The 26,143-nt window shown below is 66.2% G+C and carries 31 protein-coding genes; 15 read left to right on the forward strand and 16 right to left on the reverse strand.

The features are described from left to right. Positions 1 to 53: 53 nt before the first annotated feature. The 4 genes from O6P39_RS21770 to O6P39_RS21785 all read right to left on the reverse strand — a co-directional run bounded on the left by O6P39_RS21770 (position 54) and on the right by O6P39_RS21785 (position 3,125). On the reverse strand, positions 54 to 965 hold the full coding sequence (locus O6P39_RS21770) for an SDR family oxidoreductase (RefSeq protein ID WP_275608489.1): 912 nt from the start codon (positions 963 to 965) through the stop codon (positions 54 to 56). 106 nt (positions 966 to 1,071) lie between these two features. Beyond that, positions 1,072 to 1,365 (reverse strand): hypothetical protein, encoded by a 294-nt coding sequence (locus O6P39_RS21775; RefSeq protein WP_275608490.1) that lies wholly within the window; start codon positions 1,363 to 1,365, stop codon positions 1,072 to 1,074. A gap of 99 nt (positions 1,366 to 1,464) precedes the next feature. Further along, complete coding sequence (locus O6P39_RS21780) at positions 1,465 to 2,343, reverse strand: alpha/beta hydrolase (RefSeq protein WP_275608491.1); 879 nt, start codon at positions 2,341 to 2,343, stop codon at positions 1,465 to 1,467. Beyond that, on the reverse strand, positions 2,343 to 3,125 hold the full coding sequence (locus O6P39_RS21785) for a class II aldolase/adducin family protein (RefSeq protein ID WP_275608492.1): 783 nt from the start codon (positions 3,123 to 3,125) through the stop codon (positions 2,343 to 2,345). The genes O6P39_RS21780 and O6P39_RS21785 overlap by 1 nt, the downstream gene beginning before the upstream one ends. 421 nt (positions 3,126 to 3,546) lie before the next feature. Between O6P39_RS21785 and O6P39_RS21790 the strand changes: the two genes are divergently transcribed. Both O6P39_RS21790 and O6P39_RS21795 read left to right on the forward strand, forming a co-directional pair. Then, positions 3,547 to 4,116 (forward strand): WbqC family protein, encoded by a 570-nt coding sequence (locus O6P39_RS21790; RefSeq protein ID WP_275608493.1) that lies wholly within the window; start codon positions 3,547 to 3,549, stop codon positions 4,114 to 4,116. After that, entirely contained in the window at positions 4,011 to 4,259 is a 249-nt protein-coding gene (locus O6P39_RS21795) for a WbqC family protein (RefSeq protein ID WP_275608494.1), read from the forward strand. The genes O6P39_RS21790 and O6P39_RS21795 overlap by 106 nt, the downstream gene beginning before the upstream one ends. A gap of 3 nt (positions 4,260 to 4,262) precedes the next feature. Here the strand turns inward: O6P39_RS21795 and O6P39_RS21800 are convergent, their stop codons facing one another. Together O6P39_RS21800 and O6P39_RS21805 are read right to left on the reverse strand one after the other, a co-directional pair. Next, positions 4,263 to 4,949, reverse strand: coding sequence for an LrgB family protein (locus O6P39_RS21800; RefSeq protein WP_275608495.1), 687 nt, complete (start codon positions 4,947 to 4,949; stop codon positions 4,263 to 4,265). Continuing rightward, complete coding sequence (locus O6P39_RS21805) at positions 4,936 to 5,313, reverse strand: CidA/LrgA family protein (protein WP_207885936.1); 378 nt, start codon at positions 5,311 to 5,313, stop codon at positions 4,936 to 4,938. The genes O6P39_RS21800 and O6P39_RS21805 overlap by 14 nt, the downstream gene beginning before the upstream one ends. A 113-nt stretch (positions 5,314 to 5,426) precedes the next feature. Between O6P39_RS21805 and O6P39_RS21810 the strand changes: the two genes are divergently transcribed. Beyond that, positions 5,427 to 6,323: a LysR family transcriptional regulator gene (locus O6P39_RS21810; protein ID WP_275608496.1), complete on the forward strand. Its 897-nt coding sequence runs from the start codon at positions 5,427 to 5,429 to the stop codon at positions 6,321 to 6,323. A gap of 86 nt (positions 6,324 to 6,409) precedes the next feature. On the opposite strand, the gene O6P39_RS21815 is transcribed toward O6P39_RS21810, so the two are convergent. Together O6P39_RS21815 and O6P39_RS21820 are read right to left on the reverse strand one after the other, a co-directional pair. Beyond that, positions 6,410 to 6,877, reverse strand: coding sequence for a cupin domain-containing protein (locus O6P39_RS21815; protein ID WP_275608497.1), 468 nt, complete (start codon positions 6,875 to 6,877; stop codon positions 6,410 to 6,412). Further along, positions 6,877 to 7,329, reverse strand: a complete 453-nt coding sequence (locus tag O6P39_RS21820) for a flavodoxin (RefSeq protein WP_275608498.1) — start codon at positions 7,327 to 7,329, stop codon at positions 6,877 to 6,879. Before O6P39_RS21820 ends, O6P39_RS21815 begins: the two co-directional genes overlap by 1 nt. 140 nt (positions 7,330 to 7,469) lie before the next feature. Between O6P39_RS21820 and folM the strand changes: the two genes are divergently transcribed. The 5 genes from folM to O6P39_RS21845 all read left to right on the forward strand — a co-directional run bounded on the left by folM (position 7,470) and on the right by O6P39_RS21845 (position 9,951). Next, positions 7,470 to 8,195: a dihydromonapterin reductase gene (gene folM, locus O6P39_RS21825; RefSeq protein ID WP_275608499.1), complete on the forward strand. Its 726-nt coding sequence runs from the start codon at positions 7,470 to 7,472 to the stop codon at positions 8,193 to 8,195. A gap of 31 nt (positions 8,196 to 8,226) precedes the next feature. Further along, positions 8,227 to 8,787 carry a GTP cyclohydrolase I FolE gene (folE, locus tag O6P39_RS21830; RefSeq protein WP_275608500.1) on the forward strand — a complete coding sequence of 187 codons (561 nt, stop codon included), beginning with the start codon at positions 8,227 to 8,229 and terminating at the stop codon, positions 8,785 to 8,787. A 1-nt stretch (position 8,788) separates the two neighbouring features. Continuing rightward, positions 8,789 to 9,160, forward strand: a complete 372-nt coding sequence (folX, locus tag O6P39_RS21835; RefSeq protein WP_275608501.1) for a dihydroneopterin triphosphate 2'-epimerase — start codon at positions 8,789 to 8,791, stop codon at positions 9,158 to 9,160. A gap of 127 nt (positions 9,161 to 9,287) precedes the next feature. Beyond that, positions 9,288 to 9,599, forward strand: a complete 312-nt coding sequence (locus O6P39_RS21840; RefSeq protein WP_275608502.1) for a DUF1244 domain-containing protein — start codon at positions 9,288 to 9,290, stop codon at positions 9,597 to 9,599. 13 nt (positions 9,600 to 9,612) lie between these two features. Further along, positions 9,613 to 9,951 (forward strand): HopJ type III effector protein, encoded by a 339-nt coding sequence (locus tag O6P39_RS21845; protein ID WP_275608503.1) that lies wholly within the window; start codon positions 9,613 to 9,615, stop codon positions 9,949 to 9,951. Between the two features lie 233 nt (positions 9,952 to 10,184). Here O6P39_RS21845 and trxB read toward each other — a convergent pair whose 3' ends face one another. Next, the gene (gene trxB / locus O6P39_RS21850) at positions 10,185 to 11,132 is read right to left on the reverse strand and encodes a thioredoxin-disulfide reductase (RefSeq protein ID WP_275608504.1); all 948 of its coding nucleotides are present in this window, start codon (positions 11,130 to 11,132) and stop codon (positions 10,185 to 10,187) included. Between the two features lie 407 nt (positions 11,133 to 11,539). Here trxB and O6P39_RS21855 point away from each other — a divergent pair, with 407 nt between their 5' ends. The 3 genes from O6P39_RS21855 to O6P39_RS21865 all read left to right on the forward strand — a co-directional run bounded on the left by O6P39_RS21855 (position 11,540) and on the right by O6P39_RS21865 (position 15,705). After that, positions 11,540 to 13,474, forward strand: coding sequence for a diguanylate cyclase (locus tag O6P39_RS21855; RefSeq protein ID WP_275608505.1), 1,935 nt, complete (start codon positions 11,540 to 11,542; stop codon positions 13,472 to 13,474). Between the two features lie 96 nt (positions 13,475 to 13,570). Then, positions 13,571 to 14,311, forward strand: a complete 741-nt coding sequence (gene cysZ, locus O6P39_RS21860) for a sulfate transporter CysZ (RefSeq protein WP_275608506.1) — start codon at positions 13,571 to 13,573, stop codon at positions 14,309 to 14,311. 191 nt (positions 14,312 to 14,502) lie between these two features. Beyond that, positions 14,503 to 15,705 carry a glycosyltransferase family 1 protein gene (locus O6P39_RS21865; RefSeq protein ID WP_275608507.1) on the forward strand — a complete coding sequence of 401 codons (1,203 nt, stop codon included), beginning with the start codon at positions 14,503 to 14,505 and terminating at the stop codon, positions 15,703 to 15,705. 2 nt (positions 15,706 to 15,707) lie between these two features. Here O6P39_RS21865 and O6P39_RS21870 read toward each other — a convergent pair whose 3' ends face one another. The 4 genes from O6P39_RS21870 to O6P39_RS21885 form a co-directional block, all read right to left on the reverse strand. After that, complete coding sequence (locus tag O6P39_RS21870) at positions 15,708 to 16,667, reverse strand: DegV family protein (RefSeq protein ID WP_275608508.1); 960 nt, start codon at positions 16,665 to 16,667, stop codon at positions 15,708 to 15,710. Between the two features lie 477 nt (positions 16,668 to 17,144). Further along, complete coding sequence (locus O6P39_RS21875) at positions 17,145 to 18,257, reverse strand: NADH:flavin oxidoreductase (RefSeq protein ID WP_275608509.1); 1,113 nt, start codon at positions 18,255 to 18,257, stop codon at positions 17,145 to 17,147. An 81-nt stretch (positions 18,258 to 18,338) separates the two neighbouring features. Then, complete coding sequence (locus O6P39_RS21880) at positions 18,339 to 18,929, reverse strand: TetR/AcrR family transcriptional regulator (RefSeq protein WP_275608510.1); 591 nt, start codon at positions 18,927 to 18,929, stop codon at positions 18,339 to 18,341. A gap of 75 nt (positions 18,930 to 19,004) precedes the next feature. Continuing rightward, positions 19,005 to 19,895 (reverse strand): LysR substrate-binding domain-containing protein, encoded by an 891-nt coding sequence (locus O6P39_RS21885; protein ID WP_275608511.1) that lies wholly within the window; start codon positions 19,893 to 19,895, stop codon positions 19,005 to 19,007. 107 nt (positions 19,896 to 20,002) lie between these two features. Between O6P39_RS21885 and O6P39_RS21890 the strand changes: the two genes are divergently transcribed. After that, on the forward strand, positions 20,003 to 20,410 hold the full coding sequence (locus O6P39_RS21890; RefSeq protein ID WP_275608512.1) for a tautomerase family protein: 408 nt from the start codon (positions 20,003 to 20,005) through the stop codon (positions 20,408 to 20,410). On the opposite strand, the gene O6P39_RS21895 is transcribed toward O6P39_RS21890, so the two are convergent. The 3 genes from O6P39_RS21895 to O6P39_RS21905 form a co-directional block, all read right to left on the reverse strand. After that, positions 20,397 to 21,137 carry a nitroreductase family protein gene (locus tag O6P39_RS21895; protein ID WP_275608513.1) on the reverse strand — a complete coding sequence of 247 codons (741 nt, stop codon included), beginning with the start codon at positions 21,135 to 21,137 and terminating at the stop codon, positions 20,397 to 20,399. The two genes, O6P39_RS21890 and O6P39_RS21895, sit on opposite strands and share 14 nt — an antisense overlap. A gap of 112 nt (positions 21,138 to 21,249) precedes the next feature. Next, a complete protein-coding gene (locus O6P39_RS21900) occupies positions 21,250 to 21,735 on the reverse strand; it encodes a glutathione peroxidase (protein ID WP_275608514.1) in 486 nt (161 codons plus the stop codon). A gap of 214 nt (positions 21,736 to 21,949) precedes the next feature. Beyond that, the gene (locus O6P39_RS21905; protein ID WP_275608515.1) at positions 21,950 to 22,435 is read right to left on the reverse strand and encodes a peptidylprolyl isomerase; all 486 of its coding nucleotides are present in this window, start codon (positions 22,433 to 22,435) and stop codon (positions 21,950 to 21,952) included. Between O6P39_RS21905 and O6P39_RS21910 the strand changes: the two genes are divergently transcribed. The 3 genes from O6P39_RS21910 to pta are packed head-to-tail and all read left to right on the forward strand — an operon-like array spanning position 22,404 to position 26,116. Next, the gene (locus tag O6P39_RS21910) at positions 22,404 to 22,736 is read left to right on the forward strand and encodes a DUF3565 domain-containing protein (protein WP_243806424.1); all 333 of its coding nucleotides are present in this window, start codon (positions 22,404 to 22,406) and stop codon (positions 22,734 to 22,736) included. The two genes, O6P39_RS21905 and O6P39_RS21910, sit on opposite strands and share 32 nt — an antisense overlap. Positions 22,737 to 22,738: 2 nt before the next feature. After that, on the forward strand, positions 22,739 to 23,929 hold the full coding sequence (locus O6P39_RS21915) for an acetate kinase (RefSeq protein ID WP_275608516.1): 1,191 nt from the start codon (positions 22,739 to 22,741) through the stop codon (positions 23,927 to 23,929). Positions 23,930 to 23,989: 60 nt separating this feature from the next. Further along, complete coding sequence (gene pta / locus O6P39_RS21920; protein ID WP_275608517.1) at positions 23,990 to 26,116, forward strand: phosphate acetyltransferase; 2,127 nt, start codon at positions 23,990 to 23,992, stop codon at positions 26,114 to 26,116. Positions 26,117 to 26,143 lie beyond the last annotated feature (27 nt).

Below are 26,143 nucleotides of genomic sequence, written 5' to 3' on the forward strand. Positions count from 1 at the left end.
GTCTGCCGCCGAGGAACAGCCCGCTGGCCGTTCCGCCGGTCAGGCTGGCCGGATCAACCGGCGTATTTCTGCAGGTTCGCCATCATCTCGCGCAGCGCCTCGACGTTGTCCTTCGGGTGCGCGGCGTTCTCGAAATCGCAGATCTGCGCGAAATTGGCCGCCACATCCTCGACGCTGAAACCCTTGCGCGGGTCGAAGCCCACACCCAGGCTGCGCTCCCAGCGCACCTTGCCGATCCAGCCGCCGCCCACTTCGAACAGGCCGGAAGTCTCCTGGCAGGCTTCGCTACCCAGGTACACCACCAGCGGGCTGACCAGCTCGGGCTTGAGCTGCTCGAACACCTGCGGCGGGATCAGGCCTTCGGTCATGCGGGTGCCGCCGGTGGGAGCGATGGCGTTGACGAAGATGTTGTTCTTGCGGCCTTCGATGGCCAGGTTGCGGGTCAGGCCGTACAGGCCGAGCTTGGCCATGCCGTAGTTGCTCTGGCCGAAGTTGCCGTAGATGCCGGAGGTGGACGAGGTGAAGATCACCCGGCCATAGCCCTGCTCGCGCATGAACGGCCAGGCGGCGCGGGTTACCTTGTAGGCGCCCTCGACATGGACCTTGTAGACCAGGTCCCAGTCGGCGTCTTCCATCTTGTGGAAGGTCTTGTCGCGCAGGATGCCGGCGTTGTTCACCACCACGTCGATGCGGCCGAACGCTTCCACGGCCTGGCGCACGATCTTCTCGCCGTCGGTCACCGAGTCATGGTTGGCGATGGCGGTGCCGCCGGCTTCGCGGATTTCCGCCACCACGCGATCGGCGGCCGAGGCGTTGGCGCCTTCACCGTGAGTGCTGCCACCCAGGTCGTTCACCACCACCGTGGCGCCGTGCTTGGCGAACAGCAGGGCGTGGGCGCGGCCGATACCGCCGCCGGCTCCGGTAACGATCACGACTTTTCCGTCGAAACGCAGGGCATCACTCATGGCAGGAACTCCAGGCAGGTCTGTTTTTCCGGAGTGTCCGGCAGTCGCGATCGGGTCACAAGCAAGACGATCAGGGCGAATGGTGCCCAATAAGGCCGGGGGATGATCAGCGGATCGGCAGGTTCAGTTCCTCGCGCGGGCCGAGCTTGAACAGCCACCAGTCATATTCGCTCCAGAACAGCAGCAGGCCGAACGCCGGCAGCAGCGCCAGGGCGCCCAGTGCAGCGGGCACCCAGTGCTGGATCATCCAGGCGTAATAGCAACCGGCGGCGCAGATGCCTACCAGCAGCAACAGCAAAGGGACGGCGACGAAGACGAAATCCCGGCGCAGGTGCAGCAACGCCCGGTACAGCATCGAGCCCTGGGGCTGGCGGACGGGAATGACGGATCTGAGTGGCATGGCGGCGGCCTCCGGTTGGACAAATCCGGGGAAGCTACCGCCGCCACACGAAGCCAAACGATCAGTCAGTTCCGAATATCCAGACGGATCAGTCCGTACCTATCGAACCCTTTCCTGTCGGAACGCCAGATAGTGCTGTAGCACCTGCTCCGGTGCCTCGACCTGCGGGTAATGACCGATACCGGAAAGCTCGACGGTATCCGGCCGAGGGATCAACGCCCGGTAGCGCTCCACCATGTGCGCGCCGGAAATCGGGTCCAACGGGCCATCGATCACCCGCAGCGGCACCTGCGTGCGCTGCATCGCGCCAACCCAGCGCTCGCGGTGCTCGCGGCGGTCGAGGATGTAGTGGATCAGCCGGTGCATCACCCGCGTCCCGTCGTTATGCCGGATCAGCTCCCAGAAGGTGTCCAGTTCCGCCTCCGTTGGCTGGCTGGCCGGGCCGAATACCTTGGCGAAGTTCTGCGCCAGGCGGCGGCGGTTGAACAGCCGGGCGAACAGGCCGCCCAACGGGCTGAGCAGCAGTTTCTGCGAGAACACCGCACGATGGGTTTCCGGGAACAGGCCGCCGTTGAGGAACACGCAGGAGGCCAGGGCGAACCCGCCCTCCTCGTGCCGCGCCAGCAGTTCCTGGCCGACGCTGTTGCCATAGTCGTGGACCAGCAGGTGCACCGGCTCGTGTACGTCCAGGTGCACCAGCAGCGCCTGCTTCAGGTCGGCCTGTTCGAGGATGCGGTAGTCGTGGCCGCGCGGCTTGGCGGAGTCGCCGAAACCGAGCATGTCACAGGCGATCACCCGGTAGCGCTCGGCCAGCGGACGCCACAGGTAATGCCAGTCCCAGGAGGCGGTGGGGAAGCCGTGGATCAGCAGCAACGGCTCGCCGCTGCCGGCGCTCCAGTAGCGGATGTGGTGGCCGCGGAAGGTGAAGGAACTGCCCTGCGCGCGCCAGTCGCGCAGGGCGATGCCAGGCAGGCCCATCAGTCGCGGTAGCCGGGGTTCTGCTGGTCCAGCTTGCGCAGCAGCGCCGGCCACGCCAGCGCGCCGCCCAGGCCCTGCTTGCTGCGGGTGACGCCGGCAGCCATGGCCATGGCGCCGTCGAGGATCTGCTGCGGAATCATGATCAGTTCGGCGCCGCCACCCTGGGCCAGCACCTGGATCTCGCAGGCGCGCTGCAGGGTGAACATCATCAGGAAGGTGTCGGCGATGGTCGGGCCGCAGGTCATCAGGCCGTGGTTGGGCAGGATCATGAAGGCAGCCTCGCCCAGGTCGGCCTGCAGACGCGCCTTCTCGTCATGGTTCAGCGCCACGCCCTCGTAACCGTGGTAGGCCAGGCTCGAGAGCACGAACAGCGACTGCTGGGAAATCGGCAGCAGGCCTTGTTTCTGCGCGGAAACGGCGATGCCGGCGGCGGTGTGGGTGTGCAGCACGCAGGAGACGTCGTGGCGGACTTCGTGGACGGCGCTGTGGATGGTGTAGCCGGCCGGGTTGATCTCGTAGGGGCTGTCCATCAGCTTCTTGCCGGCGAGATCGACCTTCACCAGGCTGGACGCGGTGATCTCGTGGAACATCATGCCGAAGGGGTTGATCAGAAAGTCTTCGGTGCCGGGCACCTTGGCGGAAATGTGAGTGAAGATCAGGTCATCCCAGCCATGCATCGCGATCAGTCGGTAGCAGGCGGCGAGGTCGACGCGGGTCTGCCATTCGGCGGCGGAAACCTGGTCCTTGACGTTCGCGGTGGGCAGCGGATGAGCGGCGTGCATGGTCGGTAGCCTCTTCGTTGTTGTTGTTCGATGGCGCAGTCTAGTCAGCGTGACGACGAAGCGACTGTCACGGAACTGACAGTTGCCTCTGGCAGTGTCTGGCGAATGTTCCCCTATAAGCGTGGGCAGATGAGTCGCCTTGCGCGGCGCTTTTCGCCACCTATAGTGGGGACAGTTGTCCCTGTGACGCCGGCCCGACCCGGCGCAACGACGACTCCCCGCAAAGGCGCCATCCAGACAGCGCGGCCACCGGCCAGCGCGTCAGGGCTGGCGGAAGCGTGCCCCTCTTCCAGACCTGCCCCGGTGCCCTCCCAGGCGCATCCGATCCACCTGGAAACATTTCGCAATATCTTTCGCAACACACTCGAGTAGTACCCGGGAGTCGGGAGGAGACTCCAGTTCGGCCAACGAGGCAGCCGACGTGAAACGAACCGCCATCATGCAGCCCTACTTCTTCCCGTACCTGGGGTACTTCAGCCTGATCAAGCACACCGACCTGTTCGTGCTGTTCGATACGGTGCAGTACATCCATCACGGCTGGATCGAGCGCAACCGCATCCTCAAGCAGCAGGACGGCTGGCTGTATATCCGTGTGCCACGGGTCAAGCACCACCGCGAGACCCTGATCTGCGACGTGCAGGTCGACAACCGCCAGGACTGGCGGCGCAGCCTGTTCTCGCAACTGGACGTGTACCTCAAGGTGGCGCCCTACTACCGCGACGTGCGCGAGATGATCGCCGCCTCCCTCGACCACCCGTTCCAGGACATCGTCTCGCTGAACAAGGCCACCCTGGAGGCGACCTGCACCTACCTGGGCTTCCCGCGCCAGATGCCGGTGCTCTCGCGCATGGACCTGCCGATGGAGCGACCGACCGCACCGGATGAATGGGCGCTGAATATCTGCAAGGCACTGGGGGCGTGGAGGAGTACTGGAACCCGCCAGGCGGGCAGAGCTTCTTCGACCGCCGCAAATACGATGCGGCCGGGCTGACCCTGCGCTTCCAGGAGCCCAGGCTGGTGCCCTACGAACAGAAGCGCCCGACCTTCGAGGCGGGCCTGTCGATCATCGACGTGATGATGTTCAACTCTCCCGCCGACGTCTCGCGCATGCTCGATGCCTACGAGCTCAGCTGAACGTCACAGGCACCAGGCCAGGACCGGCGCCATCAGCAGGTTGAACAGCCCGGTCAGCACCATCAGCAGCCCCGCCGCCGATCCCTCCTCCCCGCCGAACTCGTAAGCCCGGCTGGTGCCCGCACCGTGGGCGCCGACGCCCAGCAATGCACCACGGGCCAGGGCCGAGCGCAGGTGCAGTAGGCGCATCAGCACGCCACCGACCAGGGCGCCGAACACCCCGGTGATCATCACGAAGGCGGCGGTCAGCGAGGGCACGCCGCCCAGGTCATGGGACATTTCCATGGCGAACGGTGTGGTGATCGAGCGCGGCAGCAGCGACAGGGTCACCTGGCCGTCCAGCGCCAGCGCATGGGCCAGCGCCCATGAACTGCCGATGGCCATGCTCGTGCCAGCGAGCATGCCGGTCAGCAGCGCCGGCCAGTGGCGGGCGAGCAACGCACGCTGCTGCCAGATCGGGATGGCGAAGGCCACGGTGGCCGGGCCGAGCAGCGCCACCAGCCAGTTGGTGTCGCGGGCGTAGTCGGCGTAGGTCGCGTGCATCGGGATCGCCAGGGCGAACAGCAGCACCGGGACGAACACGATCGGCGACAGCCAGTACTGCTGGTAACGCCGGTACAGCAGGCGGCTGAGCAGGTAGCCGCCGAGGGTGGCGGCCAGCCAGAACAGGGGTTGCTTATCGAGACTCATGGCGCGACCTCCAGTGGCACATCCATTCCACCGCCAGGGCGGTAGCCAGCATCACCAGCACGGTGCTGGCGGTGATCACCAGCAGGATCTTCCAGCCCTCGCTGCGCAGCAGCGGGCCGTAGTCCAGCAGGCTCATCAGCGCGGGGATGAAGAACAGCAGCATTTCCGCCAGCAACACGCCGGCGCCGCCCTGCAGCAGGGCCGGGCGGATCGCCCCGCAGGCGAACAGCACCAGCAGCAGCGCCAGCCCGATCACCCCGCCCGGCAGCGGCAGGCCGGTGAGCGTGGCGATCCAGCCGCCGATCCACCAGAAGGCGGCCAGGACGGCGAGTTCGAAAATCAGGCGGGCGGCGCGGCGGAACATGGCAGCGGTCTCAATGTTTTTGGGGGAAGAAGAAAACGTTCGGGAATGGTGCAAAGCCTACGCCCGCGCCTATCATCCCCAAAGCGAATTGATCGAATCGGAGCCATTCCAGAATGGAATTCAAGCAACTGCGCACCTTCGCCGAAGTGGTGCGCCAGGGCAGCTTCACCCAGGCGGCGGTGCACCTGAACGCCAGCCAGTCGGCGGTGAGCAAACAGGTCGCCCAGCTGGAACAGAGCCTGCGCGTGCAATTGCTGGAGCGCAGCGGCCCGCATATCCGCCTGACCGCCGCCGGCGAGGTGGTGCTACGGCGCGCCGAGGACATGCTGCGCCTGCGCCGCGAACTGCTCACCGAACTGGACGACCTCACCCGCCTGCACCGTGGCGAACTGCGCCTGGGCCTGCCGCTGCTGGGCGCCGACGCGCTGTTCGCCGGACGCTTCGCCGAGTACCGGCGGCGCTACCCGAACATCGCCGTGCACCTGATCGAGGGTGGCAGCAAGACCATGGAAGAGCTGGTCTACAGCGGCGAGCTGGAACTGGGCGGCGGCCTCACCCCGGAAGACCCGGCGTTCGACCACCAGCCGTTCTGCAACGAGCCGCTCGACGCCCTGCTCCCGGCCGATCATCCGCTGGCCACGCGGAAGAGCCTGAGCCTGGTGGAGCTGGCCGATACGCCCTTCCTGCTCTACCAGCAGAGTTTCACCCTCAACGACCGGTTGCTGCGCGCCTGCCGCGAGGCCGGCTTCGAGCCGAAGGAAGGCGGCCGCAGCGGCCAGGCGGACTTCCTCGGAGCGCTGGTTGCCGCCGGCCAGGGCGTGGTGCTGCTGCCACGGGTGGTGGCCGAGGACCTGGAACGTCCTGGCGTGGCGCGTGTGCTGCTGAGCCAGCCGGATCTGCGCTGGGATATCAGCTTCATCTGGCGGCGCGATGCCTACCTGTCGAACGCGGCCAAGGCGTGGCTGGCGCTGATGGAGGAGATGCCGTTGCATCCGGTGGGCACGGCGTGATGCGGGTTCGCGAGCAAGCTCGCTCCTACAGGTTAGCCCCTGTGCCGAGCCCGCTCTTGTAGGAGCGAGCTTGCTCGCGAACCGCTTTACAGCAACTCGGGAAACGCCCCGATCAGCTTCGGCCACGCCCGCTGCGCATCGGCATCATCGGCCAGCAGTCTGAACCCGGCGAACTCGAACGCCGGCGACACCGTGCAACCCACCAGCACGTAATCCCCCAGGCAACGCGCCGCCTGCCAGGCGTGGGCGGGCACCGCGCGCTGCGGCAGGCTGCCCTCGCCCACCGGGCCGAGGCGTTCGATGCGCAGGCTTTCCGGTGTTTCGGCCACCAGCAGCTCCAGCGGACCGCCTTCGTGGTAATGCCAGAGTTCGTCGGCATCGATGCGGTGCCAGCGGCTGACCGTGCCGCCGGGCAGCAGGAAGAAAATGGCCGAGGATTGCTGGCGGCCATCGGCGCCCATCAGGGACGAATCGAACACCCGGCGATAGAAGCCGCCCTCGGGGTGCGGGGCGAGCCCCAGGGTATCGATCAGATAACGGGCGCGGGGGTGCATCAGGCTTTCAGCGCGGCGATGAAGTCGGCGATCCAGGGCTCGGCATCGGTCTCCTGGTCCACCGTCTCGCTGCCGTCCAGGCGCAGCATCGGCACCACTTCGCGCATGCCCAGCTCCACCAGCAGCTCGCGCACCAGCTCGCCGCCGCCGCAATAGGTATCGCCATAGCTGGAGTCGCCCAGGGCGATCACGCCGCCCGGACGGTCGCGCCAGTTCGGCAGGCGGTCGCGCAGCGCGTAGTACAGCGGCTGGAAGGTGTCCGGCAGGTCGCCCATGCCAGTGGTCGAGGTCACCACCAGCAGCGCCTCGGGGCCGAACGCCAGCAGGCCGTCGAGGGTGACGCGCGGGTCGTGCCAGGCTTCGAAACCGGCCGCTTCGAGCAGGCGCTTGGCGTGACGCGCGACCTCTTCGGCGGTGCCGTAGACCGAGCCGGACAGAATGGCGACTTTCATGTTCACTCCCACAAGGCAAGACAAGGCCCCCCATTATGCCCCATCCGTGCCGGGCCGCGCCGGGGCTGGTATAGTTTTGCCCTACCCGGCCGCTCGGATATTTCCCGCAGCGCCGTTTTCCCCGATTCCACGAGGCGCGCATGGGCAATACCCCGGCTCCCATCCTGATCACCGGCGCCAGCCAACGCATCGGCCTGCACTGCGCGAAACGCCTGCTGCAGGACGGCCATCCGGTGATCGCGACCTACCGCCAGGAGAAACCCGGCGTCGATGAGTTGCGCCAGCTGGGCGCAACCTGCCTGCACGCGGAGCTGGCCGACGAAGCCGGCATCCTCGCCTTCATCGAAACGCTCGCATCCCATACCGACCGCCTGCGCGCGATCATCCACAATGCCTCGGCCTGGATCACCGAAGCGCCCGGCCATGAGGCCGACGCCTTCGGCGAACTGTTCCGCCTGCACATGCTCGCGCCCTACCTGATCAACCTGCGCTGCGCGCCTCAGCTCGAACGCGATGCGGCCGAGCGCGGCGCCCCGGCGGACATCATCCACCTCTCCGACGACGTCGCCCGCAAGGGCAGCGCCAATCGCATCGCCTACTGCGCCAGCAAGGCCGGCCTGGACAACCTCACCCTGTCCTTCGCCGCGCGCTTCGCCCCGCGCATCAAGGTCAACGGCATCGCGCCGGCACTGATCATGTTCAACCCGGGCGACGACGACGCCTACCGCGCCCGTACCCTGGCCAAATCCGCCATGGGCATCGAGCCCGGCCCCGACGTGATCTACCAGAGCGTGCGCTACCTGCTCGACAGCCCCTACGTGACCGGCACCACCCTGACCATCAACGGCGGCCGGCACCTGAAATGACCCGCACAGCGCGGGCGCGAGGACTCCCCCAATGATCGAAGACATGTCTCGCCACTACCGTGAGATTCTCCTGGGGCTCGGCGAAGACCCCGACCGCGAGGGCCTGCTGGACACGCCCAAGCGCGCGGCCAAGGCCATGCAGTTCCTCTGCCACGGCTACGAGCAGACGCTGGAGGAAATCGTCAACGGCGCGCTGTTCGCCTCGGACAATGACGAAATGGTGATCGTCAAGGACGTCGAGCTCTACTCGCTGTGCGAACATCACCTGCTGCCCTTCATCGGCAAGGCCCATGTGGCGTACATTCCCACCGGCAAGGTGCTGGGCCTGTCGAAGGTCGCACGCATCGTCGACATGTTCGCCCGCCGCCTGCAGATCCAGGAAAGCCTGACCCGGCAGATCGCCGAGGCCATCGAGCAGGTCACCAGCGCCGCCGGCGTTGCGGTGGTGATCGAGGCGCAACACATGTGCATGATGATGCGCGGGGTGGAGAAACAGAACTCGGTGATGAACACCTCGGTGATGCTCGGCGCGTTCCGCGAGTCCAACACCACCCGCCAGGAATTCCTGCAACTGATCGGACGGAGCAAGTGAAATGACGCAACTGGAGCCAGGCATGGCGCGAATCCGGGTCAAGGATCTGCGCGTGCGCACCTACATCGGCATCAAGGAGGACGAAATCCTCAACAAGCAGGATGTGCTGATCAACCTCACCATCCTCTACCCGGCCGGCGATGCGGTGCAGGTCAACGACATCGATCATGCGCTGAACTACCGCACCATCACCAAGGCGATCATCGCCCACGTGGAAGAAAACCGCTTCGCCCTGCTCGAGCGCCTGACCCAGGAACTGCTCGACCTGGTAATGAGCAATCCCGCGGTGCACTACGCTGAAGTGGAAGTGGACAAGCCGCACGCGCTGCGTTTCGCCGAGTCGGTGTCCATCGCGCTGGCCGCCCGGCGCTGACCGGCCGGTCGCGCAAGCCGTACGCCCGTGCCAGTCGGCCAACGGGCGTTGCTGGCCGATCGCCTCGCTCTATAGAATCGCGCCAGCCCCGCCATGCGCCTCTGTTGCGCCCAATGAGAGATACGCCATGACCGAGCCCCTGAACCTGACCGACGAACAGCGCACCGAACTTGAAGCCGCCGCGTTCCGCACCCTGGTGCAGCACCTGCGCACCCGCAAGGACGTGCAGAACATCGATCTGATGAATCTTGCCGGCTTCTGCCGCAACTGCCTGTCCAAGTGGTACAAGGCCGCGGCCGACGACATGGGACTGGCGGTCAGCCCCGACCAGGCCCGCGAAGAGATCTACGGCATGCCTTACGCCGAATGGAAGGCCAAGTATCAGACGGAAGCGTCGCCTGCCCAGCAGGCGGCCTTCGATAACGCGAAGAAGCACTAACGAGTTTGCCTTGATGACCCTCAACGATTTTCGCGCGCGCCTGCGCAGCGAGCAGCACCTGTTCACCGACACCCTGGCGTACATCGCCGAGCACTACAGCTACACCCCCAGCGCCTTCAGCAACGGCACTGTGGAAAACCCCGCCGGGCAGAACGAAGGCTCCTGCAAGACCCTGGGCTTCGCCATCCTCGAAGGCCTGAGCCAGGAGGAGTCGCTGCTGGCGTTCGGCGAGCACTACCGCGCCGTGCGTGACAACCCCGAGGGCACCGACCACGCCAACATCCGCGCCCTGCAGAGCACCGGCCTGGCCGGCGTCAACTTCGAGCGCCAGCCGCTGTCGCGTCGCGGCTGAGGTTCTGCGCTCATGAAAAAGCCCCGCTCATGCGGGGCTTTTTCTTGGGTGCTCGAATCACTCGACCGCCTGATGCTGACCTGAAGGAGCGAGCTTGCTCGCGAACCTGCAAGGCACGGCGTCAAGCGATTCGCGAGCAAGCTCGCTCCTACGAAGAGCCACAGTCACTGAGCGGCGCAAAGAAAAAGGCCCCGCAAGCGGGGCCTCTTCCTGCACGCCGGCTCTTCGGGCCGTTACAGGGAATCCAGGTAACGTTCCACGTCCAGCGCGGCCATGCAGCCGGCGCCGGCGGAGGTGATGGCCTGACGATAGACGTGGTCGGCCACGTCGCCGGCAGCGAATACGCCGGGGATGTTGGTTGCGGTGGCATTGCCCTCGCGGCCGCCATTGACCACCAGGTAACCGTCCTTGAGCGCCAGCTGGCCCTCGAACAGCGAAGTATTGGGCGTATGGCCGATGGCGACGAACAGACCGTCCACTTTCAGCTCGGACGTCTCGCCATCGTTGTGGCGCAGGCGCACGCCGGTGACGCCCATGGCATCGCCCAGCACTTCCTCGACCTGGGCGTTCACCCGCAGCTCGATCTTGCCCTCGGCGACGCGGGCGCGGAGCTTGTCCTGCAGAATCTTCTCGGCACGGAAGCTATCGCGGCGGTGCACCAGGGTGACCTTGCTGGCGATGTTGGCCAGGTACAGCGCTTCTTCCACGGCGGTGTTGCCGCCGCCCACCACCGCCACTTCGCGGTTGCGGTAGAAGAAGCCGTCGCAGGTGGCGCAGGCGGACACGCCCTTGCCCATGAACGCCTCTTCCGAGGGCAGGCCGAGGTAGCGCGCGCTGGCACCGGTGGCGATGATCAGCGCATCGGCGGTGTAGGTGCCGCTGTCGCCCTTGAGCACGAAGGGTTTACCGGCCAGGTCCACACCGTGGATATGGTCGAAGACGATCTCGGTCTCGAAGCGCTCGGCGTGTTCCTGCATGCGCTGCATCAGCGCAGGCCCGGTGAGCCCGTGGGGATCGCCCGGCCAGTTGTCGACTTCGGTGGTGGTGGTCAACTGGCCGCCGGCCTGCAGGCCGGTGATCAGCAGCGGCTTGAGGTTGGCGCGGGCGGCGTAGACCGCGGCGCTGTAACCGGCCGGACCGGAACCCAGAATGATGACCCGCGCGTGGCGACTCTCGGACATCGCAGCCTCCTAGTGTTCAGTTGAAGAACGACGTTCGGTGGAAGAACGTCAGGCAGAAGAAAAGGGAGCTGCCAAAGTACCAGGGGGAAGGTTGGAGGAACGGCAGCTCCTCTGAAAGGTTTCTTGCGCGGGACCGCATGACCTGGAGACCTTCGGCAATGCGGTGTGGCCTGAACCACGGAACCCATTGTCCTGCAGAATTTCCAAATACCCTTGAGATATGTCAGGCGTATCTTGATTTGCCATTGATCCGGCGCAATTTGACTTGGGACGCAGCTTACAGCTCAGACGTAGCCCTACAGAAATGCCCAATCTCAATTCACTTCATAGCCATTGTCTATCCGCCGCGCATCTACTCTCCAACTGACTAGACTCAAGCCAACATCAAAGGTCCCTTCGTCGCCCGCATGAATCTTCGCGCCCGCCTGCTCCTGCTGTTCCTGCCCCTGTTCGCCGCCAGCCTGGCCGGGGTATGGATGCTGTCAGACATGATCCTGCTCGACCGCTTCGACCGGGGCGACCGCCAGCGCCTGGCCGATGAGGTACGTATCGTCCACAAGCGCATCGGCTTCGAGAAACAGCGCTTCCTCGATATCGCCCGCAGCTACGCCTGGTGGGACAGCAGCTACGCCTTCATGCAGCACCCCGATGCCAAATTCATCGCCGATAACCTCGAAGTCGACATGCTCGGCATCCTCGGCTTCGACTATGTGCTGTACGTTGACCGCAAGGAACGGATCGTCGGCCAGCAATGGAAGCTCGACGACCTGGCCGGCCGCTTCCCCGGGGTGTCCACACCCCACCCTTACGTCCTGCAGCGCGACATCCTGAAAACCGCCCTCGACCTGGGCGCCCTGGACGTAGAGGGCGATACACGGCACAGCATCGACCAGCTGGTGCAGATCGACGGTGTGCCGCAGTTGCTGCTGAGCTATCCGATCAGCGACAGCGCCGGGCGCGCCGAACCCGCCGGCGCGCTGATCGCCGGCGTACTGTTCGACAAGCAGCGGACGGCCGCCCTGGAAGACCAGATGGGCGCGCGTCTGCGCCTGGCCGACGATGCCCGGCCCGACAGCAGCTGGCGGCCACTGAACATCCCCAACAACCGTGGCGCCACCCTGCTCAGCCCACGCGAGCTGCTGGGCAAGAACAAGCAGCAGATGTCGCTGCTGTACCTGAACTCCAAAGGCCAGCCGCAGATGCGCATCGAGGTCACCAGCCCCAGGCCCCTTTACTTGCAAGGCCGGCAATCGATCCGCCTGTTCCTCTACCTGGCGCTGGCCCTGCTCGCCACTGCCCTGCTGCTGGCCTACCTGGCGCTGGAGTTCTGGATCATCCGCCGCGTGCGCACCCTCAACCACGAGGTTTCCAGCATCGGCCCGGACGACAACCAGCATCGCCTCGGCAGCCTGGGCAACGATGAACTCGGTCAGCTCGCCGGCGAGATGAACAACATGCTCGACCGCCTGGAAAAGAGCGAGGCACGGGACCGGGCGATCCTCGACGCGATCCGCGATGGCTACTTCGAGATGGACGACAAAGGCATCATGCTCACCGTCAACGCCGCGCTGTGCCGGATGCTCGGCTACTCGGCCGAAGAAATCGTCGGTCGTCACTACAGCCAGCTGCTGCCCGAGGCTGACGCCCAACGCGCCCAGGCGCTCTACGTCCAGGTGCGCGACGACGAGCAGCGTGAAACCACCTTTTCCGCCCCCTTCAAGTGCCGCGACGGCCGCCTGCTCAACTGCGAGACGCGCTGCTCGGCGATCCGCGACAACCAGGGTGTGTTCACCGGTTTCCGCGGCATCCTGCGTGACATCAGCCAGCACGTCGCCTACCAGAACCAGCTGATCGACCTGGCCTTCCGCGATGCCGTGACCGGCCTGGGCAACCGCAAGGCGTTCGACGAACAGCTGCCCGCTGCGATCATCCGTTGCGAACGGGTCGCTCTGCTGTACATCGACCTGGACCGCTTCAAGCAGGTCAACGACCGCTTCGGCCACGCCACCGGCGATGCCCTGCTGGCCGCCGTCGGGGACCGCCTGCACAACAGCCTGCGCCAGCCGGACCAGGCGTACCGCCTGGGTGGCGACGAATTCGCCGTGCTCCTGGAAAACGCCGAACCGCCGCAGGCCGAAAGCCTGGGCACGCGCCTGCTGCGGGTGCTGGGCAGCCCCTACGAGCTGAACGGCCAGACCATCGACTTCGTCACCCCGAGCATCGGCATCGCGTTCTATCCACAGGACGCGAGCGACGCCGAGGGCCTCACCGGCGCCGCCGACATCGCCATGTACCAGGCCAAGCAGGAGCGCAACCGCTGCCAACGCTACCACCGCGCCTGAACCGCCACACACCCGGCAAAACAGACGGCTCGCCGGCCCTTCGCCGGGTCTGCTAAGGTCGCAGCCGCTTTACCTTGGAGTCCCCTGGAGAATCCCATGTCTACCCTGAGCGGCCCGCAATACCTCAGCGAAGGCCTGAAACTGATGATGCGCCCCGGCCTGCGGCTGTTCGTGCTGTTGCCGCTGAGCATCAACCTCATCCTGTTCATCGGCCTGATCGGCTTCGCGGTCAGCGAGTTCAGTCACTGGGTCGACGCCCTGATGCCAAGCCTGCCGGACTGGCTGAGCTTCCTGCAGTTCATCCTCTGGCCGCTGTTCGTCGCGCTGGTACTGCTGATCGTGTTCTTCACCTTCACGATGATCGCCAACCTGATCGCCGCGCCCTTCAACGGCTTCCTCGCGGAGAAGGTCGAAGTGGTGGTGCGCGGCACCGACGACTTCCCGGAGTTCAGCTGGACCGAACTGATGGCCATGGTGCCGCGCACCATCGGCCGCGAACTGCGCAAGCTCGGCTACTTCCTGCCGCGCGCCCTCGGCCTGTTCATCCTCAGCCTGATCCCCGGCCTGAACCTGATCGCCGCACCGCTCTGGCTGCTGTTCGGCGTGTGGATGATGGCCGTGCAGTACATCGACTTTCCCGCTGACAACCACAAGCTGGGCTGGAACGAGATGCTCGCCTGGCTGCGCGAGCGACGCTGGGCCTGCATGGGCTTCGGCGGTGTGACCTATCTCGCGCTGCTGATCCCGGTGGTGAACCTGGTGATCATGCCCGCCGCCGTGGCCGGCGCGGTGCTGTTCTGGGTGCGCGAGGGTGGGGACAAGGCGCTCACTCGCTAAACCTTCCGGGGCAGGTGCGCAACGTCCTTGCCCCGCCTCTCGGCATCCTATTTCCCCGAGAGGAGCGGAGGCTGTCCTACCGCCCCCAGGGACGAGGTCAATCGCTCCCGCAAGGTTTGCACTTTGTGGCTGTCATATTTCGATCATCGCCGCGTCATCGGCGCGCCACTGCGCGTCGCGACACTGCGTATATGACCAGAAAGCCCCTGCGCATTGCGCTGATCAGCAAAACCTTTCCGCCGGAAATCAACGGCGTTGCCAACACCCTCGGCCGGCTGGCGGCGGGGCTGTTGCGCCTGGGCCATCAGATCCAGGTGGTGCGGCCACGGCAGCAGTGTGACGGAGGGCGCCACAGCGACGCCGAACTGGTGCTGACCCGTGGCTGGCCGCTGCCGGGCTATCCGGGGTTGCAGTGGGGGCAATCCTGCCTGCACAAGCTGCTGCGCCACTGGAAGGGGCTGCGCCCCGACGTGCTCTACATCGCCACCGAAGGCCCGCTGGGCCTGGCCGCCCTGCGCGCCGCACGGCGCCTGCGGATTCCGGTGATCAGCGGCTTCCACACCAATTTCCAGCAGTACAGCGCGCACTATGGCTTCGGCCCGCTGATGCGCCTGGTAACCCTCTACCTGCGCTGGTTCCACAACCGCACCCAGCAGACCCTGGTGCCCAGCGCCAGCCAGTCGCTGGAGCTGCAACGGCGTGGCTTCGAGCGCCTGGCGCAGCTTTCGCGCGGCGTCGACAGCCAGCTGTTCCAGCCCGGCCGCCGCGACGATGCTCTGCGCCGCGAATGGGGCCTGGGCGAGCGCGATATCGCGGTGTTGCACGTGGGCCGGCTGGCGGCGGAAAAGAACCTGACGCTGCTGGGCAGCAGCTTCCGCGCGCTGTGCGCGGCACACCCGCAGCTCAAGCTGCGCCTGGTGATCGTCGGCGATGGCCCGCTGCGCGCCCACCTGCACAAGGAACTGCCCGAAGCGGTGTTCTGCGGTCTGCAACGCGGCGAGGAGCTGGCGCGGCACTACGCCAGCGGCGACCTGTTCCTCTTCCCCAGCCTGTCGGAAACCTTCGGCAATGTGGTGCTGGAAGCGCTGGCTTCGGGCCTGGCCGTGGTGGCCTTCGACCAGGCGGCCGCGGGGCAGCACATCCGCCATGGGCACAACGGTGCGCTGGCGAGTCCGGATGACAACCAGGGCTTCTTCGACGCGGCCAGCTGGTTGCTGGAAGACCCCGAGCGCCTGCGCCGGGTACGACTGAACGCCCGTCACCACGCCAGCCATCAGGCCTGGGACGCGGTGGTGGAGCGTTTCGAAAGTTATCTACAGGAAGCCTGCCGCCTGACGCTGTCCAGGAAGACCACCCGCCTGGGGCCGGTGGGCGGGTCTTCCGTACACAAGTAAGGTCAGGCGAATGGGATCGGCTGCGCCGCGAACGACAGGCTCATGGCGCCCGCCCCCAGGTTGATGCCACCGGTGGGGCTGAGCATCGCCAGGTGCACCTGCACACCCTTGGCCTGGCACGCCGCTTCCAGCGCGGAGAAGCCCGGCAGGTCGCGCAGCGCGGAAGGATCGCCGGCGTAGCTCAGGCACATCTGCGGCGCCAGCAGCTCGCCCGCCTCGACCCGTGCGCGGGCGAAGTTGAGCAGGCGCTCGGCGGACTTCTCGTAGTTCGGCGATACCGACACCGGCTTGTCCTCGCCCTGCACCAGGCTCAGCACCGGCTTCATGTCGAGCATCGAGCCAATGCCGAGGAAGGCGCCGCGCAGGCGATCGCCGATGCTGCTGCGGTCGCCCTTCTGGAAACCACGGCGGCGGATGTGCCCCAGGTCGCTGGCGACCAGGAAGGTGTTCATCTGCTGGCTGAGCTGTTCCAGGCGGGTGCGCACAGCGTTGGGATGCTGGTCTTCGCCGAGCAGGCGCACACCTTCGGCGGCCAGCACGGCGAGGCCGGCGAACACCGTCTGACTGTCGATCACCCGCAGCGCGAAGGGCCCGGCGATGCCGGCGGCGGTACGGCGCTCCTTGTAGCTCTGCAGCAGGCTGAAGGAGGCCTGGGTGGCGTGTTCGAAGATCGGGCTGCGCTGGCTGGTGACGGTCAGGCAGATGACGTAATCGAAGTCGGTGACCAGTTGTTCCAGGAACCAGTCGTGGGTCTGCGCCGGCGTCAGCGGCTCGCTGCCGTCCTCGGGGCCGACCTTGGGCAGATCCTGGGAATAGAACTTGAGGGTGGTGTCGGGATCGCGATCATCGACGATACGGCGCTCGCCCAGGCGAATGCCGATGGGCAGGACGCGAATGTTGTTGGCAGCGAGGAATTCGGGGGGCAGGTCGCAGGTCGCATCGACCACCAAGCCGATCCGCATGGCTTACTCCTATGGCCGTATCCCGGCCTATTGTTGTGTGAACGCGGTCATACAATGCCCGTTTCAGACCCTTAAGTCAGCATGCGGAAAGGTGGGTCTCGGAAAAGATTTGTAAACGCCTAGGACGGGGCTTTCAGAGCATTCATACAATTTATGAATCGTCATAATCCAGACGCAGATTACCAGGGAGAGAGCCTCACCTCTGGGAACGGAGCTTGTCCACGAAATCCGCGGCGCAGGAACTCAATGCCATAGGGAAAGACCAGGGCCGCCCGCCCCAACACCGGCCCTGCCGGCTGATCGCGGATAAGATCCGCTCCTACGCGAGCCGAAACCACGGAGCCGACCTGTAGGAGCGAGCTTGCTCGCGAACATGCCCCGCAGCGGAGGTTGGTTCGCGAGCAAGCTCGCTCCTACGAAAAGCCAAAAGCCCCTGGCACCGTCGGCGCCAGGGGCTTTTTCACATCAGGTCTCGAATCAGGCCAGCGACATCAACGCATCACGGCTGAACGGCTTGATATCGGCCAGGCGGCCATCGCGCACTTTCAGCGCCCAGTCCGGGTCGACCAGCAGCGCACGGCCGACGGCGACCAGGTCGAACTCTTCCTTGTTCAGGCGCTCCAGCAGACCCTCGATGCCCGAAGGCTGGGCGACTTCCTGGGTGTTGCCGAAGAAGGCCAGGAACTCGCTGCCGTCCAGGCCGACGTTACCGACGGTGATGGTCGGCTTGCCGGTGAGCTGGCGGGTCCAGCCAGCCAGGTTGAGCTCGGAGCCTTCGAATTCAGGAATCCAGAAGCGGCGGGTCGAGCAGTGGAAGATATCCACACCGGCGTCCGATAGCGGCTTGAGGAAGGCTTCCAGCTCCTCGGCGGTCTGCACCAGACGGGCGCTGTAGTCCTGCTGCTTCCACTGGGAGAAGCGGAAGATGATCGGGTAGTCGGGGCCGACAGCCTCGCGCACGGCGCGGATCAGCTCGATGGCGAAGCGCGAGCGGTTGGCCAGGCTGCCGCCGTATTCGTCGGTGCGCTTGTTGCTGCCGTCCCAGAAGAACTGGTCGATCAGGTAGCCGTGGGCGCCGTGGATTTCCACACCGTCCATGCCGATGGCCTTGGCGTCGCGGGCGGCCTGGGCAAAGGCGGCGATGACGTCCTGGATGTCTTGCTTGGTCATCTCATGGACCAGCACGGTGCCGTCCTTTTCCTTGCCGCTGGGGCCGTAGCCCGGGACGCTGGCGTCCGGTTCGGTGCCCAGGCGGCGCACGGCGCCGACATGCCAGAGCTGCGGGACGATCTTGCCGCCTTCGGCATGCACGGCGTCGACCACCTGCTTCCAGCCGGCCAGGGCGTCTTCACCATGGAAGCGCGGCACGTTCGGGTAGCCGTTGGCGGCCTTGTGGTTGACCGTGGTGCCTTCGGTGACGATCAGGCCGACACCGGCGGCGGCGCGGCGGCGGTAGTACTCCACCACCTGGGCATGGGGCACGCCGCCCGGGCTGAAGTTGCGGGTCATCGGCGCCATCACGATACGCGTGGGCAGTTCCAGGTCGCCCAGGCGGAAAGGCGAGAACAGGGTGTCTACGGATGCGGTCATTGAAGTCTCCATGACGACCAGGCGACCGGTCGTCTCATTCTTTTATGAAGGGCTATGAAGGGTTGGGATGACTCAGGCAGATCAGGCCTGAAGCAGGTGCTCCAGGCGTTCGATGAAACGCTCCACGGGTTTGAGCGAGGCGCTGACCTTCAGTCGCGCCAGCACACCCTGCCAGGCATTGCCGACGAACTCAGCCAGGTGCTCGACGTTCTCCGCGGCCGGCAACTCACCGGCGCGCTGGGCCTCGGCGAGGCAGCCGCGCAGGGTATCGATGGACTGCTGCAGGATGCCGTCTATGCGCTCGGCGATGGCCGGCGACAGCTCGGCCATTTCGTAGCTCAGGCTGCCGATGAGGCAGTGGTATTCAAGCTTTTCCTGGCGAGCGAAGTGCGCCAGCAGCTCGCGGTAATAGGTGAGGATGCGCGCACGCGGGCCCAGCGCCGGGTTGCCGAGGGCCTCGGCGTAGCGGGCCAGGCGCGGCGCATAAAGGTGCTCCAGGGCCTGCAGGGCGAAGTCTTCCTTGCTCTCGAAGTAGTGATAGAAGGAGCCCTTGGGGATGCCGGCGGCCTGGACGATGTCCTGCACGCCGGTGCCGTGGTAGCCGCAACGGGTCATCGCCAGGGAGCCCTTGGCGAGGATCAGGTCGCGTTTGTCGAGTCGGATGCTGTTCATGGGGAGCGAGAATATGACCGGTCGTCTCGCTTTTCCCAGCATCATTGATCGCGGTGATTTTCCCTCAGAAGCGGATCAGCGAAAGTCCGGACTATCCAGCAGCTCGGCAACGCCTTCGCAGAGCAGTTCACGCAGGCGCGCCACCACCGCTTCGGGCTCGGCCTCGCCGCTATGCAGGCACAGCCCCAGCGGCGCCATGACCGGCAGCCCAGCGCGTTCAGGGTCGAGCCGCTCGACACTGGCCGGCAAGCCGATGGGCGTACGCAGGCCAACCCCCAACCCGGCCGCCACCGCCGCCCAGATGCCCGACAGCCCGGCGCTGGTGAACGCCACGCGCCAGGCGATACCCGCGCGGTCCAACGCCTCCGTCGCCGCGCTGCGCAGCAGGCACGGGGACTCCAGCATGACCAGGGGCAACGGTTCCGCGCCGGGCACCGGCAGGCTGTCGGGCGCGCCGATCCAACATTGCGGCACGGCGCCGATACGCTCCATGTGCGCCGTGCGCTCGCCGGTTTCCCAGGCCAGCGCCAGGTCCAGCTCGCCGTTGCGCACGCCTTCGATCAGTTGCTGGTTGCGCGCCGTGCGCACCTCGATACGCACCTTCGGATGGGCACGGGCGAAGCGGGCCAGCACGGCGGGCAGCAGGGTTTCGCCGAAGTCTTCCTGCAGCCCCAGGCGCACACGGCCTTCCAGTGAACCGCCGCGCAGGGCGCCAGCGGCCTCGTCGTTCAGTTCCAGCAGTCGGCGGGCATAGGCGAGCAGCGTCTCGCCCGCCTCGGTCAGCGCCATGCCACGGCCTTCACGGCGCAGCACCGGGGTGCCGGCCTGCTCCTCCAGCTTCTTCAACTGCGCGCTGACGGCGGAGGTGGAGCGGCCCAGGCGATCCGCGGCGCGGGCGAAGCTGCCCAGCTCGATACCGGTGACGAAGGTGCGCAGCACGTCCAGATCGAAGTTGATGCGGGCCATGGCAACCATCCCATTTAATCGAACTATCGGTGAAATATTTCCCGATTTTCCGAATCAACCTGCCGCGCTAGCCTGGAATCGTCAATCACCAACCGAGGAGCGGCACCATGCCCACCGTTCGCATTTCCCTGCGCAAAGGCAAACAACCGCAGTACCTGCACGAGCTGGCCGATACCGTCTACGACGCCATGCACGAAGCCTTCAACGTGCCGGAAGGCGATCAGTTCGTGATGATCCACCAGCACGAGCCGGAGGAGTTCATCTACAACCGCGGCTATCTGGGCGGGCCGCGCAGCGACGACTTCGTGCTGATCGCCATCACCATCGGCCGCCCCCGCGACGCGCAGACCAAACAGGCGTTCTACCGGCACCTGAACGCGCTGCTGGGCGAACGGCTGGGCATCGCCAGCGAGGACGTGATGGTGCAGATCACCAGCAGCGAGGCGGACGACTGGTCGTTCGGTGGCGGCCGCATGGGCGTGATGACCCGCCCCGACGCGGTCAGTGCCAGCTGACGCGCTGCTCCAGCGGGAAGCGCAGGCGCGCGTTGTAGACGCCATTGTCGGCGGCGCGCCCCACCGCCAGCAGCATGATCGGCACGGCGCGGCGGGGAATATCCAGCACCTTGCGCAGCCGTACTTCGTCGAAGCCCTCCATCGGGCAACTGGCGAGGCCGTGGCTCTGCAGGGCGAGCATCAGGTTCTGCGCCGCCAGCGCGGTGGACTTCACCGCCCACAGGCGCATCTCCGCGTGGCTGTTGGGCTGGCGCATCAGCGCACGGCGCAGGCCGACGAACGCATAGAGGGTGCGCTTGAACAGCCCGCGCAGGCCGAATGCCCCCTGGTTGTACTGGAAGGGCGCGGTGCGCTGGTAGAAGTCCCGCACCTTCTCCGGCACCTGCGGCTCCGGCCACTGGTCGAGGATCGCCGCGCAGGACTCGCGCCAGGTATCCGGGCGCGCCAGCACGGCGATCAGCACTGGCGCCGTGCGCGCCGCGTTCTGCCCCAGGCACACCGGCACCAGCTTGCGGCGCAGCTCGGCATCGCGGATCACCTGGAAACTCCATGGCTGCAGGTTGCAGGCGTTGGGCGCGAGCACCGCCTGCTCCAGGCAATCGCGCAGCACGGCGTCCGGCACCGGCTCATCGAGGAAGCGCCGCACCGCGCGGCGCTGTTCGATCAGCGCGCGCAACGCATCGGGGGTTGCGGGCAGGCAGGATGATTCGGCGGCGAAACGGCTCATGACGGATTCCTCAGGCAGGTCGCCCGATTAAGCCGCCACGCTCGGCGCGGAACAAGTCGAGTGGGAGAAATGCCGGCGGGATTGGCGCAAGCGCCCTCTCCCGCCGGAAGGATCAGGCGCCCAGCGCCTTCTCGATGGCATGCACCAGCGCGGGATCGTCCGGCGCGGTGCGCGGACTGAATCGCGCCAGCACGCGGCCGTCCGGGGCGAGCAGGAACTTCTCGAAGCTCCAGGTGATGTCGCCGGGGAACTCGGCGCCCTCGCCCGCCAGCAGTCGGTACAGCGGGTGGCGTTCCGAACCGTTGACGTCCAGCTTGGAGGACATCGGGAAACTGACCCCGTAGTTCAACGAACAGAACGACTGGATCTCGGCTTCACTGCCAGGCTCCTGCCCGGCGAACTGGTTGCACGGCAGGCCGAGCACCACGAAACCCTGATCCTTGTATTGCTGGTAGAGATTCTCCAGACCGGCGTACTGCGGAGTCAGGCCGCACTTCGAGGCGACGTTGACCACCAGCACGACCTTGCCCTTGAGCGGGGCCAGCGGCAGATCCTGGCCGTCGAGCCCTTGCAGCGTCAGACCGTGAAAAGCGCTCATTGCTTACTCCTTGAAGAGGTAGGCACAGCGTGCCCGCGCAGGGGCGGACAGCGGGTCCGTCGCTCTGCGCCATCCCAATCGATACGGGAAAAAATGCCCTGGCCTTGTTGCACTAGAAAGGCTGCATGAGAAAGGCGCCCGAAGGCGCCTTTCCCAGATGAGCTTAGCAGCTCAATGATGGCTTCACCCGGTCACATCCGACCGGTGAAAACGATCAGTGGTGGTGACCACCTTCGCCGTGGATGTGGCCGTGGGCGACTTCTTCGGCGGAAGCGTCACGCACGTTGACCACCTTCACCTTGAAGTTCAGGCGCTGGCCGGCCAGGGGGTGGTTGCCGTCGACGGTCACGTCGTCGCCGTCGATGTCGCGGATGGTGACGATCTGCATGCCGCCGTCCGGAGCGGAAGCGTGGAACTGCATGCCAACTTCCAGCTCGTCCACGCCTTCGAACATTTCACGGGTCAGGGTGGCGACCAGTTCGGCGCTGTACTCGCCATAGGCGTCGGCCGGCTCGATGGTGACGTCCAGCTCGTCGCCAACCTGCTTGCCTTCCAGGGCCTTTTCCAGGCCGGCGATGATGTTGTGGGCACCGTGCAGGTAGACCAGCGGAGCGCCGCCGGCGGAGCTGTCGATGACCTCACCTGCGTCGTTGGTCAGGGTATAGTCGATGGAAACCGCCTTGTTGGCCGCGATCTGCATGGTACGAAACCTTTCTGATATAGAAGTTGAGCGCGCAAGTTTACGCTGCGACGCCCCCGAATGCGACCCGAAGACGGACGGACGGGACAACGCGGACGCCCCGCGCCTGCTTGACTTTCATCAGGATGAAGACGGGTACTGGGTGGCAGTCTTGTCCTGCGGCCATACCCAGCACCTGCGGCACCAGCCACCCTGGCAATCCCGGCCCTGGGTGCTGGACCCGCAGCAACGTCAAGCGCAGATCGGCCGGCTCTTCCCCTGCGGCTGGTGCGCCAAGGAACAGAACAGCGACAAGGAGTAGGCATGCCGGCACGCAACATCCTGGTGATCAACTGCGGTAGTTCTTCGATCAAATTCGCCCTGGTTCGAGAGGGGCGCGACGACTTCATCCTCCACGGCCTGGCCGAACGCCTCGGCTCCACCGGCGCCAGCCTGCGCTGGCAGGGCGAGGGCGACGCGCAGCCACAGACCCTGGAACTGCCCGGCGGCGACCACCAGGCCGCCCTCGCCCGCCTGCTGCCGCTGGTGAATGAAGCCGCCCAGGGCGAACTGCATGCCATCGGCCACCGCGTGGTGCACGGCGGCGAACGCTTCACCCAGGCCTCGCGGCTGAATGACGAAGTCCTGAGCGCGATCCGCGAAACCTCACCGCTCGCGCCGCTGCACAACCCGGCCAACCTGCTGGGCATCGACGCCGCCCTGGCGCTCTACCCGAACCTGCCGCACATCGCGGTGTTCGACACCGCCTTTCACCAGAGCCTGCCCGAGCGCGCCTACCGCTACGCCATCCCCGAGCCGCTGTACCGCGAGCAGCACGTGCGCCGCTACGGCTTCCACGGCACCAGCCACCGCTACGTCAGCCACATGGCCGCCGAGATGAGCGGGCTGGCGGTGGGCGACAGCAACTGGCTGTCGGCGCACCTGGGCAACGGCAGCTCGACCTGCGCCATCGCCAACGGCCAGAGCCGCGACACCAGCATGGGCCTGACTCCGCTGGAAGGCCTGATGATGGGCACCCGCTCGGGTGACGTCGATCCGAACCTGCACAGCCACCTGGCGCGCACCCTGGGCTGGAGCCTGGAGAAGATCGACCACATGCTCAACCACGACAGCGGCCTGCTCGGTCTGTCGGGGCTGTCCAACGACATGCGCACCCTGGAGCACGCACGCGAACAGGGCCACGCCGGCGCGGCGCTGGCCATCGAAGTATTCTGTTACCGATTGGCCAAGTCCCTCGCCTCGCTGACCTGTGCGCTGCCGCGCCTGGACGGCATCATCTTCACCGGCGGCATTGGCGAGAACTCGGCCCTGGTGCGCAACCTCACGGTGAAGCACCTGCACGTACTCAATCTCGAACTCGACGGCGAAGCCAACGCCCGCTGCGTACGCGGCGTCGGCGGACCGATCCACCTGCCCGGCCATCCCCGGGTGCTGGTGATTCCCACCAACGAGGAACGGCAGATCGCACTCGACACCCTGGCCGTCCTCGACTGAAGATTCCAGGGCCTGCCCCACAAGGGCTGCGCCCTTTCCCGCACGGCTTAAGGAGCCCGGATGCACACCTTCTTCCTCGCGCCGACCGGTTTCGGTGTCGGCCTGACGTCCACCAGCCTGGGCCTGATCCGCGCCCTGCAACGCGCCGGCCTTAAAGTCGGTTTCTTCAAACCCATCGCCCAACCCCACGCTGGCGACGACGGCCCGGAACGATCCAGCGAGCTGGTCGCCCGCACCCACGGCCTCAATGCCCCTACCCCGCTGTCGCTGGCCAAGGTCGAGCGCATGCTCGGCGATGGCATGCTCGACGAGCTGCTGGAAGACATCGTCGGGATGTTCAACCGGGCGGCGGAAGACAAGGACGTCATGATCGTCGAGGGCATGGTGCCGACCAAGCACGCCAGCTACGCCGCGCGCATCAACGGGCACCTGGCGCGCAGCGTGGACGCCGAGGTGATCCTGGTGTCGGCGCCGGACAACGAGACGGTGAAGGAACTGTCCGACCGCATCGAAATCCTCGCCCAGCTGTTCGGCGGCCCGCGCGATCCGAACCTGGCCGGGCTGATCGTGAACAAGGTGCGCGGCGGCGAAAGCGACGACGCACCGCGCGACGCGGAGGCCGCCGCCCGCCTGTTCGGCGAACGCCTGAAGGAACACTCGTCGCTGCTGCGCGACGGCGACGTGCGCCTGCTCGGCTGCATTCCTTGGCAGGACGAGATGAACGCCCCACGAACCCGCGACGTGGCCGACCTGCTGGATGCCAGCGTGCTCAACGCCGGCGACTACGAACAACGCCGCGTGCAGAAGATCATCCTCTGCGCCCCCTCGGCGCCGAACACCGTGCACCTGCTCAAGCCCGGTGTGCTGGTGGTGGTGCCGGGCGACCGCGACGACATCATCCTCGCCTCCTGCCTGGCCGCCATGAACGGCGTGCCGCTGGCCGGCCTGCTGCTGTGCTCGGGGCTGACGCCTGACGCACGGATCATGGAGCTGTGCCGCAGCGCACTGCAGAGCGGCCTGCCGGTACTGACGGTGAAGACCGGCTCCTTCGACACCGCCGGCGACCTTACCCGGATGAACAAGGAAATCCCGGTGGATGACCGCGAGCGCGCCGAGCGCGTCACCGAGTTCGTCGCCGGACACATCGACTTCGAATGGCTGAAGGACCGCTGCGGCGCGCCCCACGAACTGCGCCTGTCGCCGCCGGTGTTCCGCTACCAGCTGACCCAGCGAGCCAACCGCGCGGGCAAGCGCATCGTCCTGCCCGAAGGCAGCGAGCCGCGCACCGTGCAGGCCGCCTCGATCTGCCATGCGCGCGGCATCGCCCGCTGCGTGCTGCTGGCCAAGCCCGACGACGTGCAGGCGGTGGCGCAGATGCTCGGCATCGTGCTGCCCGAGGACCTGGAAATCATCGACCCGGACCTGGTGCGCAGCCGCTACGTCGAGCCCATGGTCGAACTGCGCAAGGGCAAGAGCCTGAACGCGCCGATGGCCGAGCAGCAGTTGGAAGACAACACGGTGCTGGGCACCATGATGCTCGCCCTGGACGAAGTGGACGGTCTGGTCTCCGGTGCCATCCACACCACCGCCAACACTATTCGCCCGGCGCTGCAGCTGATCAAGACCGCGCCCGGCTACAACCTGGTGTCCTCGGTGTTCTTCATGCTGCTGCCCGACCAGGTGGTGGTCTATGGCGACTGCGCGGTGAATCCCGATCCTTCGGCCAGTGACCTGGCGGAGATCGCCCTGCAAAGTGCCGACTCCGCGCAGGCCTTCGGCATCACCCCGCGGGTGGCGATGATCAGCTACTCCACCGGCGACTCCGGAAGTGGCGCAGATGTCGAGAAAGTGCGCGAAGCCACGCGCATCGCGCAGGAAAAACGCCCCGATCTGTTGATTGATGGCCCCTTGCAGTATGATGCCGCCGCCATCGCCAGCGTCGGCCGCCAGAAGGCACCCGACAGCCCGGTGGCAGGACGCGCCAACGTGTTCGTGTTCCCCGACCTGAACACCGGGAACACCACCTACAAGGCCGTCCAGCGCAGCGCCGACTGCGTCAGCATCGGGCCGATGCTGCAGGGGCTGCGCAAACCGGTGAACGACCTGTCGCGCGGCGCGCTGGTGGACGACATCGTCTACACCATCGCGCTCACCGCGATCCAGGCCGACAGCGGCAAGGACGGCTGACAACCCGGCACGAGGATGTGCCCGAGA

It is taken from the genome of Pseudomonas sp. PSE14, from assembly GCF_029203285.1.
GTDB lineage: Bacteria > Pseudomonadota > Gammaproteobacteria > Pseudomonadales > Pseudomonadaceae > Pseudomonas.